This is a genomic window from Pseudomonas sp. AC172, from assembly GCF_979258595.1.
Genome location: NZ_OZ409868.1, coordinates 1,796,418 through 1,808,609, shown reverse-complemented (window position 1 = coordinate 1,808,609; position 12,192 = coordinate 1,796,418). Strand labels below are relative to the sequence as shown.

Annotated in this window: 13 protein-coding genes and 1 pseudogene; 8 read left to right on the top strand and 6 right to left on the bottom strand. The window is 59.6% G+C overall.

Going from position 1 to position 12,192, the window contains the following annotated elements; all coding sequences use genetic code 11:
- Positions 1 to 34: 34 nt before the first annotated feature.
- Positions 35 to 433 carry a hypothetical protein gene (locus tag ACZ0A4_RS08165; protein ID WP_463573999.1) on the top strand — a complete coding sequence of 133 codons (399 nt, stop codon included), beginning with the start codon at positions 35 to 37 and terminating at the stop codon, positions 431 to 433.
- Here the strand turns inward: ACZ0A4_RS08165 and ACZ0A4_RS08160 are convergent.
- On the bottom strand, positions 430 to 699 hold the full coding sequence (locus ACZ0A4_RS08160; protein ID WP_007912157.1) for a DUF1652 domain-containing protein: 270 nt from the start codon (positions 697 to 699) through the stop codon (positions 430 to 432). The genes ACZ0A4_RS08165 and ACZ0A4_RS08160 overlap by 4 nt on opposite strands.
- Before the next feature lie 367 nt (positions 700 to 1,066).
- Between ACZ0A4_RS08160 and eco the strand changes: the two genes are divergently transcribed.
- Both eco and ACZ0A4_RS08150 read left to right on the top strand, forming a co-directional pair.
- A complete protein-coding gene (eco, locus tag ACZ0A4_RS08155) occupies positions 1,067 to 1,552 on the top strand; it encodes a serine protease inhibitor ecotin (protein WP_463573998.1) in 486 nt (161 codons plus the stop codon).
- 21 nt (positions 1,553 to 1,573) lie between these two features.
- Positions 1,574 to 1,879: an NIPSNAP family protein gene (locus ACZ0A4_RS08150; protein WP_064362707.1), complete on the top strand. Its 306-nt coding sequence runs from the start codon at positions 1,574 to 1,576 to the stop codon at positions 1,877 to 1,879.
- 30 nt (positions 1,880 to 1,909) lie between these two features.
- Here the strand turns inward: ACZ0A4_RS08150 and ilvA are convergent.
- Positions 1,910 to 2,899: pseudogene (ilvA, locus tag ACZ0A4_RS08145) on the bottom strand (threonine ammonia-lyase, biosynthetic); the annotation flags it as partial.
- Positions 2,900 to 3,148: 249 nt separating this feature from the next.
- Between ilvA and ACZ0A4_RS08140 the strand changes: the two are divergent.
- Complete coding sequence (locus tag ACZ0A4_RS08140) at positions 3,149 to 3,487, top strand: DUF2834 domain-containing protein (RefSeq protein ID WP_463573996.1); 339 nt, start codon at positions 3,149 to 3,151, stop codon at positions 3,485 to 3,487.
- 56 nt (positions 3,488 to 3,543) lie between these two features.
- Here ACZ0A4_RS08140 and ACZ0A4_RS08135 read toward each other — a convergent pair whose 3' ends face one another.
- Positions 3,544 to 4,317 (bottom strand): methyltransferase domain-containing protein, encoded by a 774-nt coding sequence (locus tag ACZ0A4_RS08135; protein ID WP_463573995.1) that lies wholly within the window; start codon positions 4,315 to 4,317, stop codon positions 3,544 to 3,546.
- Positions 4,318 to 4,476: 159 nt separating this feature from the next.
- Here ACZ0A4_RS08135 and ACZ0A4_RS08130 point away from each other — a divergent pair, with 159 nt between their 5' ends.
- The 3 genes from ACZ0A4_RS08130 to ACZ0A4_RS08120 all read left to right on the top strand — a co-directional run bounded on the left by ACZ0A4_RS08130 (position 4,477) and on the right by ACZ0A4_RS08120 (position 6,311).
- Positions 4,477 to 5,010, top strand: coding sequence for a tetratricopeptide repeat protein (locus ACZ0A4_RS08130; RefSeq protein ID WP_463573993.1), 534 nt, complete (start codon positions 4,477 to 4,479; stop codon positions 5,008 to 5,010).
- Between the two features lie 63 nt (positions 5,011 to 5,073).
- The gene (locus tag ACZ0A4_RS08125; RefSeq protein WP_463577510.1) at positions 5,074 to 5,559 is read left to right on the top strand and encodes a sigma-70 family RNA polymerase sigma factor; all 486 of its coding nucleotides are present in this window, start codon (positions 5,074 to 5,076) and stop codon (positions 5,557 to 5,559) included.
- Positions 5,556 to 6,311: an anti-sigma factor family protein gene (locus ACZ0A4_RS08120; RefSeq protein WP_463573992.1), complete on the top strand. Its 756-nt coding sequence runs from the start codon at positions 5,556 to 5,558 to the stop codon at positions 6,309 to 6,311. Before ACZ0A4_RS08125 ends, ACZ0A4_RS08120 begins: the two co-directional genes overlap by 4 nt.
- Here ACZ0A4_RS08120 and ACZ0A4_RS08115 read toward each other — a convergent pair.
- The 3 genes from ACZ0A4_RS08115 to ACZ0A4_RS08105 all read right to left on the bottom strand — a co-directional run bounded on the left by ACZ0A4_RS08115 (position 6,295) and on the right by ACZ0A4_RS08105 (position 10,728).
- On the bottom strand, positions 6,295 to 8,559 hold the full coding sequence (locus ACZ0A4_RS08115) for a hypothetical protein (RefSeq protein ID WP_463573991.1): 2,265 nt from the start codon (positions 8,557 to 8,559) through the stop codon (positions 6,295 to 6,297). The genes ACZ0A4_RS08120 and ACZ0A4_RS08115 overlap by 17 nt on opposite strands.
- Before the next feature lie 161 nt (positions 8,560 to 8,720).
- Positions 8,721 to 10,022 (bottom strand): ATP-binding protein, encoded by a 1,302-nt coding sequence (locus tag ACZ0A4_RS08110; protein ID WP_463573990.1) that lies wholly within the window; start codon positions 10,020 to 10,022, stop codon positions 8,721 to 8,723.
- 4 nt (positions 10,023 to 10,026) lie between these two features.
- Positions 10,027 to 10,728, bottom strand: coding sequence for a response regulator (locus ACZ0A4_RS08105; RefSeq protein ID WP_463573989.1), 702 nt, complete (start codon positions 10,726 to 10,728; stop codon positions 10,027 to 10,029).
- 291 nt (positions 10,729 to 11,019) lie between these two features.
- Here ACZ0A4_RS08105 and ACZ0A4_RS08100 point away from each other — a divergent pair, with 291 nt between their 5' ends.
- Positions 11,020 to 12,177, top strand: coding sequence for an efflux RND transporter periplasmic adaptor subunit (locus ACZ0A4_RS08100; protein WP_463573988.1), 1,158 nt, complete (start codon positions 11,020 to 11,022; stop codon positions 12,175 to 12,177).
- Positions 12,178 to 12,192 lie beyond the last annotated feature (15 nt).

The following is a 12,192-nucleotide window of genomic DNA, read 5'->3' as shown; positions in this document are numbered from 1 at the left end:
CTCGGAGCCCTCCTCACTGCCGCAAGGATTGGCCATGCAGTTGTCGTTTCGCTCGTTGTCGGGCTTCACGTGTTCGTTGTGTTTTTTGCTGGCGCTGGCCTGGGGCTTTGTCCCGGACATGCTGCTTGCGATCTGGAGCATTGAATATTCCGAAGGGGCCGGGTTTGTCGCGCGGCGCAGTGCGGTGCTGTTTGCGGCGTTGGGCGTGATGTTTTATCTGGTGCGCAACGCACCGCCGTCGCTGGGGCGCAATGCGCTGAGCAACGGGTTTATCGTCGGTTGTTTTGGTTTGGCTGTGTTGGGGTTTGCGGAATGGCTGAACGGCCATGCCGGCCCCGGGATTTTGCTCGCGGTGCTGGTCGAGTTCGCGCTGGGCCTTGGCTTTGTGCAGGCCCGGCGCGTGACGGTCGAACTGGGTGAAACGGTGCGTTAAACGACTCTGGAGCGTGGGCTGTAGTGATGTTGCACAGTTTGCTGGTTCAGATCCGAGCGCAGCCCGGCGATCAGTTCGTTGATTTCACGACAGCCATTGAGGTGGCTGGCGTCGATGCCACTGACCAGCAGATCGACCTGATCGGTCTGGTGATCGCCGAAAACCTTGACGGTCATCGACAAGTCCGGCGACAGCGTGCACTGGCAGCGTTTCGGCAGAAAACTGCTTTCAATGATATTGCGTAGTTCCAAGGCAGACAGAAACATGGCGAAACCCTCTCCTTACTGTGAGATGCCAATCAAGTATTCACGCTGACCGTTGCTGCCCCTGCACGGGTGTGTCCCCGCTGTTTCCCTGGTGCGACAAGCGGTGGTACTGCGAAATGCCCATTGGAGTGTAGGCGCCCAAGGCCGGTGCGCCGCACTGAAAAGACGCATAAAGCGTGCCTTTCATCGGTTCATTTTCACCCTCATGAAATCAAGCACTTGGCGGTGGTGCCAGTATTTGGCTACTTGCAATTTGCAAGAATGGCCTCGGCGGGTACTGCAATTTGCAATTCGACGCTGGTTTGCAATCACGGCCCATGACGGTAAGAATGCCCGTCATCCACCCTACGCCCGCACGGAGGCTTCCATGGGTTCTTTCCGCATTTACGCGACCACCGGGCTGTTCATCGCCAGCCTGTCCACCCTCGCCCACGCCGCCAAGCTTGAAGACGTCGCGCCGTACCCGAAGGCTGAAGCCGGGTTCACCCGCCAGGTCATTCACTTGCCCAAGCAAGAGCAGGAAGAGAACTTCCAGGTGGAAATCCTCGCCGGCAAAACCCTTGAAGTGGACTGCAATCGCCAGCGTCTGGGCGGTGTTCTCGATGAGAAGAATCTTGAAGGCTGGGGTTATCCGTTCTATCGACTGGAAAAGGTCATTGGGCCGATGAGCACGATGATGGCCTGCCCGCCCGGCAGCCAGAAGAAACGTGCGTTCGTGCCGGTCGTCGGTGACGGTTTCATGCTGCGTTACAACAGCAAGTTGCCGGTCGTGGTGTATGCACCCTCCGACGTCGAAGTGCGCTATCGCATCTGGTCGGCGTCGGACAAAGTCGGTACAGCCCTGCAGGAATAACCCGAGCAAGGAGTGCTTCGTTTGATTACCTGCCACGTCCGATATGTCATTGATCCATACCAATTGCCCGAGTTCGAGGCCTACGCCAAGGCCTGGCTCGGCATCGTCGAGCGCTTGGGCGGCACGCATCACGGCTACTTTTTGCCGTCCGAGGGCGCGAGCAACATCGCTTATTGCCTGTTCAGCTTTCCGTCACTGGCGGATTACGAAAGCTATCGGCACATCGCGATGACTGACCCGGAGAGCACTGCACTGGTGGCCAGCCTGGTCGAGAAGAAGTTCATCGTCAGCTATGAGCGCAGCTTCCTGCGCCCGTTGCTGCCGTAGACCTCTTCACGCCGAGACGCCGCACACCGCGGCGCGCTCGGCGACATGACGCAGGCTGTCGAAGTTGATATTGGCGCCCGAGTCGATCGCCACGAATGTCTGCTCGCGCACCCCGGTTCGCGCGACGTATTGCTTGATTCCGGCCACGGCCAGGGCGCCAGAAGGTTCGGTGATTGAGCGGGTATCGTCGTAGATATTCTTGATCGCCGCGCAGAGGTCATCGTTGCTGACGGTGATCACTTCGTCGACGCAAAAGCGACATACCTCAAATCCGAACGCGCCGATCTGCGCTACCGCCACGCCATCAGCGAACGTCCCCACAGTGGGCAGCACGACGCGTTGATCGGCTTCGAGCGCAGCCTTCAGGCACGCGGAGTGTTCTGATTCGACGCCGATGATCCGCACTTCCGGGCGCAGGTATTTGACGTAGGCCGCGATGCCGGCGATCAGACCGCCACCGCCCACCGGGATAAAAATCGCATCCAGCGTGGCTTGATGCTGGCGGAGGATTTCCATCGCCACGGTGCCCTGCCCGGCGATCACCTCCGGGTCGTCGAACGGAGACACGAAGGTGCGTCCAGTCTGTTCCGCCAGTTGCAGCGCATGGGCCAGCGCAAACGGGAAACTCTCGCCATGCAGCAACGCTTCAGCGCCACGACTGCGCACACCCAGCACTTTCAGTTCCGGCGTTGTTGCCGGCATGACGATGGTCGCCGCGATACCCAGCTCGCGTGCTGCCAGCGCCACACCTTGTGCGTGATTGCCGGCCGATGCGGTGATCACCCCGAGCGTCTTCTGTTCGTCGCTCAATTGCACCAGTTTGTTGTAGGCGCCACGGATCTTGAAGGAAAACGTCGGTTGCAGGTCTTCACGCTTGAGCAGAATCCGGTTGCCCAGCGCCTCCGACAGCGCCGGCGCCGCTTGCAAAGGCGTGCGCACCGCGAGGTCGTACACCGGCGCGGCGAGGATCTTTTTCACGTAGTGCTCAAGCAGGGTTTGCTGATCGTGGCTGTGCGGCATGGTCGTCTCCTGACATTTTTCAAAACCCCGGAGACAGAAAGTAAAAACCCGCCTCTAGGGCGGGTTGGGTGCTGCAGTCGTGAGCTAGCCCGCCAAATGAGGAATGGCGGTAATAATAATTGGCTGGCGACGCGATACAGTTGAGGTCATAGGCTGGAAATTAGCCTGCGCGCTGCTGGCAAGTCAATGGCCAATTTTGCGTGGCGACGTTAGTCTGGCGACTCTCTCATCACACCAAGGAAGGATTGCATGATGGCTATCGCCCTGCCCCTCACGGCTTTGCTCGCGTTTACCGGTTATACCGTTTCGGTGATGCTCCAGGCTGAACAGTCATTGATCGATTTTGGCATCAGCCTGATGTCGCGGCCCGATACCGCGCAGGTGGTGATTGATCTGTATCTACTGGCCACACTGGCGGGTGTGTGGATGGTCAAGGACGCCCGGTCGCGTGGGCAGTCGGTCTGGTCCGTGGCGCCTTATTTGTTGTTGACGGCGGTTTTCGTGTCGATTGGGCCGTTGTTGTATCTGGTGGTGCGTGGGGTTCGTGAGCGCAACAAGAAGGCGGTGGATCTGGCTCGGGTGGGTTGATCCGGGTTATCGGATGCCGGGTAGATTGCCTTCGCGAGCAGGCTCGCTCCCACATGTCAGGGCTTTTTTACGGCGACGAACGCGGCGGTTTCATAAGGCACTGTCACCACGTCCCTGCCTCGTAACTCCGGTTCTGCGGCAATCAACGCACGTATCTGCTCATCGACCTGCGTCCGCTGCATTTGCGGCAGCGCGGCGATGAAACTGGTCGAGCGCACGCGGTTGAAGATCACATCTTCCGGTGAGCCGGTATGACCATGGTGAAACCGTTCAACCTGCAGCGGCGTGAACGCCGGGTGCGGAAACGATCTGCGCCAGGCGCCGGTGTAATAGCGCGGCGTGTCACCCTCCAGCGCGTTGACGATGGCATCCAGTTTCGGCACCCAATTGACTTGGGTGTCGCGCAGGTTCCAGATCAGCCCCAACTTGCCACCGGGCTTGAGCACCCGGGCGATCTCCGTCAGCGCCTCGGCACTGGCGAACCAATGAAACGCTTGCGCGCAAATCACCACATCGACGGAAGCGTCGGGCAACGGCAAGTCAGTCGCCGTGCCGCTCACGGCCAGCACTTCAGGCCAGGCGTCCGAGAGTTTTTCGAGCATCTGTGCCACCGGCTCAACCGCGATCACTTGCGCACCGGTCGCCACCAGACGCCCGGTGAACTTGCCGGTGCCCGCGCCCAGATCGATCACGGTCTTGTGCCCATCCAGGCCCAGTGTTGCGGTCAGCCATTCGCTGACCTGCGGTGGATAGTCCGGCCGCCCTTTGACGTAGGTGTCGGCGGCGGTTTTGTAGCCGGCAGCGGCTGAGTGATGGACGTGGTCGGTCATGGCAACGCTCCTTACGACAAAACATCGGATCGACGGCAGACGCTGACGAGCATAGCGCTTGAATTTACGCTGAACTTGAACAGTCACTGATAAAGCAATGAATAAAAATTCACCCTGTGGTGTTCAAAGTGAAACATAACCCTCTGTGGAGCCTTGCCCATGACTATCCGTTCCGTTATGTTCGCCGCCCCGTTGTTACTGGCCGCCGCGATGTCCAGCCATTTGGCCTTCGCCAACGGTGATGAAGAAGCTCCGGTGCAGAAACCCGAGTGCCCCAAAGGCCAGGTCTGGGACAGCAAAACCCAGAAGTGTGTGATGCAAGTCAGCAAAGCACTTTCGGATGCCGACCGTACCGATTACGCCTATCGCCTCGCCAAGGCTGATCGCTACGAAGAAGCTTTGGCGCTGCTCGATACGCTGAAACAACCGAACACCGCCAAGGCTCTCAACTATCGCGGTTATGCCACACGCAAACTGGGACGCACCGACGAGGGCATCGGCTATTACCTGCAATCGGTGAAGCTCGACCCGCAATACGCGCAAGTGCGCGAATACCTCGGCGAGGCCTATGTGATCAAAGGCCGCGTCGACCTGGCGCAGGAGCAGTTGCAGCAGATCCAATCGATTTGCGGCACGTCCTGCGAGGAATATCAGGACCTGGCCGAAGCCATCAACGATTCATCGAAAACCTGAGCACTTATAAGGGCCGCCATCATCGTCAACGATCAGGCATTCAGAGCAGAACTCGGACAGCATCTGGCGCGACTGTGGCGCTACGGTTTGTTGCTGTCGCGCAACCGGCATTTGGCCGAGGATCTGGTGCAGGCCACGTGTGTGCGGGCGCTGGAGCGCGCTGATCAGTACGTGGCCGGCACGCGTATGGATCGCTGGTTGCTGAGTATTCTGCATTCGATCTGGCTCAACGACGTGCGCGCTCGTCGCGTGCGTCAGGGTGCGGGTCAGGTCGATGCCGATGGGCAGCTGGCGTTCGATGGTGAGTATGCGGCGCAGACTCACGTGATGGCGGCGCAGGTGATTCGCCGCGTCGACGCCTTGCCGGAAACCCAGCGCGAGACGGTGTATCTGGCCTATGTCGAAGGCTTGTCCTACCGCGAAGTTGCCGAAATCCTGCAAGTGCCGATCGGCACGGTCATGAGTCGACTGGCCACCGCCCGCCTCAAACTCGCCGAATACCCACCGCTGCAGGCAGTGCCGAAACCTACCGAAGGAGACCGATCATGAACGCACCTTCGGATGAACAACTGGTCGCTTATCTGGATGGCGAACTTGACCGTGAATATCGCGATCAACTCGACAGTGCCATTGCCGAAGACTCGCTGCTCAGCCTGCGCGTGCAATGGCTCAGCCGCAGCAATCTGCCGTACAAGAAAGCCTATGACGAATTGGCACAACAGGCACCGCTGGATCGTCTGCAAGCGCGGCTGGATGCAATTCCTTCGCCGCAGCGTCCGGGCTTCAACCGACGCTGGTTTATCGGTGGCGCCGCCGCTGCGCTGCTGGCCGGTGGCGTGCTGGCCGACCGGTTATTCCTCGGCTGGCATGCCGCGCAATCGAACAACTGGCGCGCCTTGGTCGGCGATTACATGGCGCTGTACGTGCCCCAGACGCTCGATCATCTGCCCACCGACGAAGCTTCCCAACGCGCGCAATTGCGCACGATTGATGCACGCCTTGGCCTTAACCTTTCGCCAGCGACTTTGAAGCTGCCGGGTGCCGAATTCAAACGGGCGCAAATGCTTGAGTACGACGGCGTGCCGATTGCGCAGATCGTGTATCTGGACGCGAAACATGGGCCGCTGGCGCTGTGCGTGACACGTTCGAACAGCGGCAGTCAGCCGCTGGCCCATGAGCGTCGGCGTGAGATGAATGTGGTCTACTGGACCGCGCGCGAGCATGCCTGGATGCTGATCGGTTACAACCCGCCATCACTGCTGCAAGGCATGGCTCAGAAGCTGATCAGTAATCAACTTTGATGCGGTCCACGGAGAACCAATCGGCAGTGGGACAGTTGATCCTGATGGATTTGATTGCAGGCGCAGCAAACAGCACACTCATCGGCACACCATAGGACGAACCCAGCTTTTTGCTGCCGAGCAATGTCTTGTCGGCAGAAAAATACTCCACAACGCTGTTCTCGTAGTTGACGCTCACCTGCCAGAAGCTGATTCGCGTACAGGCTTTCTTGAGTTCCAATTCAACCACGACCGGTTCTGTGCCGAATGCATCGCGACCAATGCTCAATACCTGGCCGTCGATCCGCCCCGGAAACGACTCACCGATTTCGTCACGGGGCATGATTGCGCATTCACCGTCGCCCGAGACGAAAGTGAAGTGCAGGCTCGCGGTTTCCATCACACCACCCTTTTTCACGGCTTGCGCCGGGGCAAGGGCGAAGTCTTCCAACAGCGTCGCAGGCAGGTTCAGAACCTCGTACTCAACCCTTTGGAACAACACTGCGTCGCTGTCGTCCTTGTTCCCCGCAAACCCCACCATCAACTCTACCGATAGCATGCTGCCCGGTTTGAATTTCAGCAGCAGTTCACGAGGCAGGGCATTGTCCAGGCCGGCAATGACTTCGGGCGCCGTCACCGGGGCTTCGCGGGCGATCGGAATTTCATAGGGCAAATCATCGTGACCGGTGCCATACACGCGAAACCAGCGCAACTGCCCGACAGCCATTGCCGGCCAAGGTTTGCAGGTAGCCTGACCGGGGCCGGTAAATGCGCCCAGATCGAGCACATTACCCAGACTTTGAGGGATATCAGGGCTTGGCAGACGCCCGTCGGCGGGTTCAATGCGCCGCACGATGACATCGCGTACAGCTGAGATTCGAGTACCTGCGGCCTGTATCAACTCCCACGACAGCTTCAGCGTTGTACCGTGATTAGCCGCCAGCACCTGCGGTTTGATCAGGAAATTGGCACGTTGATTCTGATTGAACCTGACCGGTTGAAAAAGCGGCGAACCAAGCCCTGGTACACCTTCAAGCACAAGCCTGGCCATATCGCCCTCACGCGCATCCTTAAACTCGACGCGCGCGTAGACGCCCTCTGCAAAACCGAGCGGATCCAGTTCGTAGCCACTGCCGACCAATGTCGGCGGCGGCAGGTCTGATGTCGCGGCACCCACAATACTGACGCTGATCGCCTCTGAACGATCCAGTGAAATACCGCCGCTCACCTGCGTGAAATAGAAAACCGCCGTGCCACCCGAGGCATCAGCAAAATGCTTGTTTGGCACGGGAATCGAGTACATGAACGGTGTGTTCTTCACTGTTTCGGTCAATGTCAAAGACTCCTCGCTATCCTTCGCATCACGGAAGCGCGCGCGCAACTGGATCTCATCGCCTTTCAACCAGTTGCGAGATACATAAACCTGGGCAGTGGCGGCCCTGCCATCGAGCTTTTGCAGGTCAATGGTATCCGGATCATCTTCGGCGTCGGCGGGATCCTCACTGATAATCGGCGCTTCGAACCAATTGCCCTTGAGGTTGACGTAAAGGAACTGGCTCGCCGAGTCGGGATTGTTCGTATCCGGGCCATTGCCCACACAATCGAGCACGGTGTAACTCACACGAAAATCCGGGCTGTCGCCCGCCGCGACAAAGGTCGCCTCATCAATTGTGATCATCACCGGTTGACCGAGGTCCGCTTCAGCCTGGGTCACGTCATGGCTCAACACTACGCCGTTGCAGTCGAGTAGCAGCGTATCGAACGCTCTCATCAATGGATAAAACAACGCGACTTCGACCCCCTCGCGGGCTCGCTTGGCATTCACGCCCCCATCGCGAATCGACTGCGCAATCTCCAGCGCTAATTCCGAGTGCCCGTCCTGCTCCGGAAACCGATCCACCAGGCCCGGGCGCTTGCTGTGAAACCAGATCCGCAACGGGTATGAGGTTTCCAGCTCGACAGTGGCTCGCTCAAGTCCGTACTCAAGCGTGTTGAGCCCGTCTTGCCAAAGCTTTGCACGCACGTAAAGGCTTGCACGCTGATTTTCCTCGCCCGCCATGATGACTTTAGTGGCAACCGCATCACCGTTCAGGCGCAGGACCAGTGTGTCGTCCGCCTGCGCAGTGGGCGGCGGGTCAATGACCACTTTGGCGCCTTCAGGGTAGAGATATGTCAGTGCCAGCGGCAATCCCGCATCGGCAGCCTGAGGTGTGGAAACCGGTTGTTTCATGCCTGGAACCACAGGCTTTTCGAGGGTTGGCGCGGCCATGAGTCAGTCCTTTGATGTGCAGGTATCCGTGATTGAAAAGGACAAGAAACCTGTCCTTGACATCTGACACCGCAACACTGGCAACCGCAACTGTCAGATCTGACAGGTATTTAGCCAAATCGTGACCATTCATCGGTTAATCAGCGCTGAGCGACACCCGATCAAACGAGTGATGGCAACCACAGCCGAAACCGCGCGCCACCCAACGGCGAAGACTCAACCGTCAACGTGCCACCCTGCGCTTCCAGTGCCCGACGGCTGATCGCCAGACCAAGACCAAACCCGCCCGTAGCCCGATCCCGACTGCGATCAAGCCGATAAAACGGCTCGAAAATCCGCTCACGTTCGTCATCGGGAATACCGATGCCGTCATCATCGACCCAGATCTCACAGCCCTCGGCATTGACCTGCACGCCAATCTGAATGCGTTTTTCGCAATAGCGCATGGCGTTACGCAGCAGGTTCTGGATCGCCCGCGCGGTCAGGCGTGGATCGAGCGAAAAACGCTCCAGCTGACCGTGCAACAACACGTCGATGACGATCTCCGGAGATTCCAGCTCTTCATCGACACTGCCCAGAATGCTGTCGATGAACTCATCGAGCGACACTTCGACCTGCTCTGGCAATTGCGCCGGATTCTGCAAGCGGCTGTAAGACAGCAACTCCAGCACCAGTTCATCCAGCTCACGAATGTGCGCGACCAGTCCCAGCAAGCGTTCGCGGCTGGCGCTCGGCAAGTCATCGGACAGGGCCAGAGCCAGACCGAAATCCAGACGCGTCAGCGGCGTGCGCAGTTCGTGGGACACAGCGTTGAGCAGATCACGTTGTTGGTTGAGCAGGTTTTCGATATCGCCGGCCATGGTGTCGAAGACGTTGGCCAGGCTGCCGATGTTGGAGCTTGGGGCGATTTCCGTGCGCTCGCCCAAATGGCCCTTGCCGAAGCGTTCGGCGGTGCCTTTGAGCCGTTCCAGATCGCGCCAGTGCGGGCGCAGCCACATCAGCAGGCAGGCGAGCAGCGTCGCGCCGACCAAAACGTTGATGCTCCAGTACAACAGATTGACGTCCAGCGGGTCCGGCGGCACGACCATTTGCACGGCCGAGATGTCGTCCAGCGGCGTCACCGCCAGCGTGCGCCAACCCCAATCGCCGATACGCACGACGTTTTCACCCCGCCGCAGTCGCTCCTGCTCAATGGCGGTGAACTGAGCATCATCGATTCGCGCGAGGACGATGTGCAGCGGCTGGAAATCCTTGTCCATCGACGCCGCCAGCGCCGGCCACTGCTCATGCGGCACGGCGTGAAACTGGCGGGTAATCAGCGATTGCAGACCGCGCGAATAGTCGAGGTTGTAGGTGACGAAGCGATCCCGGAAGGCCATGACCACCAGATCCGGCACCAGATAGATCGCCGCGCTGTACGAGACGATCGTCACCAGATACAGGCGAAACAGGATGCGAAACATCAGCTCAGCATTCCCACTCGGAACGGCTGAACAGATAGCCTTTGCCCCACACGGTCTTGATCTTGCGTGCCTCGCCAGCATGGTCGTCGAACTTGCGGCGCAGCTTGGAAATTGCCACGTCCACCGAGCGGTCGGTGCCGTTGAATTCGATACCGCGCAGGCGTTGCAGGATCTGGTCGCGGCTCAACACTTCACCGGCGTGTCGGGCCAGCACCACCAGGAGGTTGTATTCGCCGCTGGACAACTCGACCGGCTGATCGCGCCAGGTCACGGTGCGCTCGGACAGATCGATGCACAGATTGCCCATCAGGATGCGGTCATTGACGGTCAGCGGTTCGCCGAGGCTGCTGCGGCGCAACAGCGTGCGTACCCGCGCCAGCAAAACCCGAGGTTCGCAAGGTTTGGTCACGTAGTCGTCAGCGCCCATTTCCAGGCCCAGCACCTGATCGTGACTGTCATCGCGAGCCGTCAGCATCAGGATCGGCAGCGTTGCCGAATCGGCGCGCAACAAGCGGCAGACTTGCAGGCCGTCAAGGCCCGGCAGCATCAGGTCGAGGATCACCAGATCCGGCGGATTGACCCGCGCCCGCTCTCGCACGTGGTCACCACGGCCGATCACGCTGACGGAATATCCGTTGCGCTCCAGGTAGCTGGAAATCAGTTCGGCGAGGGCGGTGTCGTCTTCGACCAGGAGGATGTTGGGCATGGGGTGATCCAGAAAGTGCTGTGGCGACTGTTCGGGCCTCATCGCGGGCAAGCCCGCTCCCACAGTATTCGGGTCGAACACAAAATCTGTGTCCACAACCAATCCCTGTGGGAGCGGGCTTGCCCGCGATGGCGGTTTATCTGTCGCAATAAATTTCAAGACCTGAAGGATATACGCCCTCGCCCATCCCTGAGCAAAACCCTTACACAATTTCACACAGCGCCTACAAAGCTTCACCGCTAATCTCGGCGTCTGCCCGTAGGATGCGGACATCAATATTGGGGGTTGTACATGTCGAACAAACTGCTGGCCGGGCTCGGCCTGATCGCGATGGCGTTGACGCTGAGCGCCTGTGATTCGTCCTCGAAAACCGAGGATCAGGCACCACCGGCCACGGTGCGCATCGAGAAGGTCGAGGCGCATCCCCTGACGATCAGCAGCGAACTCAGCGGCCGTATCGCCGCGCCCCGGATTGCCGAAGTGCGTGCACGGGTGGCCGGCGTGGTGTTGCAGCGCACCTTCCGCGAAGGCAGCGACGTGAAAAAGGGCGACGTGCTGTTCCGCATCGATCCGGCACCGTTCAAGGCTGACCTCGACAGCGCCGACGCCGCACTGCGCAAGGCCGAAGCCAATGCCTTCCAGGCAAAACTGCAAGAGCAGCGCTATGCCCAGTTGATCGATGACCAAGCCATTAGCGGTCAGGACTACGACAACGCCCGCGCCAATGCCCGGCAGACTGCTGCTGATGTTGCGGCCAACAAGGCTGCTGTCGAGCGCGCAAAACTGAACCTCGGTTATGCCACCGTCACCGCGCCGATTTCCGGCCGTGTCGGCCGTGCGCTGGTCACCGAAGGCGCACTGGTCGGGCAGAACGAAACCACGCCGCTGGCGCTGATTCAACAGCTCAACCCGATTCACGCCGACCTCACTCAGTCGACCCGTGAACTCAACGAATTGCGCCGCGCGTTCCGCTCCGGGCAGTTGCAGGAAGTCGGCCAGGATCAGGTCAAGGCCACGCTGATTCAGGATGACGGCAGCCTGTATCCGCTGCCGGGCAAATTGCTCTTCAGCGACATCACCGTCGACCCGGGCACTGGCCAGATCATCCTGCGCAGCGAATTCCCCAACCCGGATCTCGACTTGCTGCCGGGCAGTTTCATTCGCGTGCGCCTGGAGCAGGCAACCATTCAGAACGGTATTACCGTGCCGCAACGCGCCGTACAGCGTGACAGCGCCGGCATTGCCCAGGTGCTGACCGTCGACGAACAGATGCGCGTCGCCGAACAACCGGTGCAACTGGGCGCGGTGCAGAACAATCGCTGGATCGTCACCGGCGGCCTCAAGCCCGGCGACCGCATCGTCATCGAAGGCCTGCAACACGCCCGTCCCGGCGAAACCGTGCAGATCGACGACACCCCTCTTCCACTTGCCCAGACCTCTGGTCAGTAAGCAGGACGCTTTTCT

What these genes read in the sequence shown, in the direction of transcription:
- ACZ0A4_RS08165 (WP_463573999.1), top strand. Translation starts at nt 35, where the DNA reads ATGCAGTTGTCGTTTCGCTCGTTGTCGGGCTTCACGTGTTCGTTGTGT.
- ACZ0A4_RS08160 (WP_007912157.1), bottom strand. Translation starts at nt 699, where the DNA reads ATGTTTCTGTCTGCCTTGGAACTACGCAATATCATTGAAAGCAGTTTT.
- eco (WP_463573998.1), top strand. Translation starts at nt 1,067, where the DNA reads ATGGGTTCTTTCCGCATTTACGCGACCACCGGGCTGTTCATCGCCAGC.
- ACZ0A4_RS08140 (WP_463573996.1), top strand. Translation starts at nt 3,149, where the DNA reads ATGATGGCTATCGCCCTGCCCCTCACGGCTTTGCTCGCGTTTACCGGT.
- ACZ0A4_RS08135 (WP_463573995.1), bottom strand. Translation starts at nt 4,317, where the DNA reads ATGACCGACCACGTCCATCACTCAGCCGCTGCCGGCTACAAAACCGCC.
- ACZ0A4_RS08130 (WP_463573993.1), top strand. Translation starts at nt 4,477, where the DNA reads ATGACTATCCGTTCCGTTATGTTCGCCGCCCCGTTGTTACTGGCCGCC.
- ACZ0A4_RS08120 (WP_463573992.1), top strand. Translation starts at nt 5,556, where the DNA reads ATGAACGCACCTTCGGATGAACAACTGGTCGCTTATCTGGATGGCGAA.
- ACZ0A4_RS08115 (WP_463573991.1), bottom strand. Translation starts at nt 8,559, where the DNA reads ATGGCCGCGCCAACCCTCGAAAAGCCTGTGGTTCCAGGCATGAAACAA.
- ACZ0A4_RS08110 (WP_463573990.1), bottom strand. Translation starts at nt 10,022, where the DNA reads ATGTTTCGCATCCTGTTTCGCCTGTATCTGGTGACGATCGTCTCGTAC.
- ACZ0A4_RS08105 (WP_463573989.1), bottom strand. Translation starts at nt 10,728, where the DNA reads ATGCCCAACATCCTCCTGGTCGAAGACGACACCGCCCTCGCCGAACTG.
- ACZ0A4_RS08100 (WP_463573988.1), top strand. Translation starts at nt 11,020, where the DNA reads ATGTCGAACAAACTGCTGGCCGGGCTCGGCCTGATCGCGATGGCGTTG.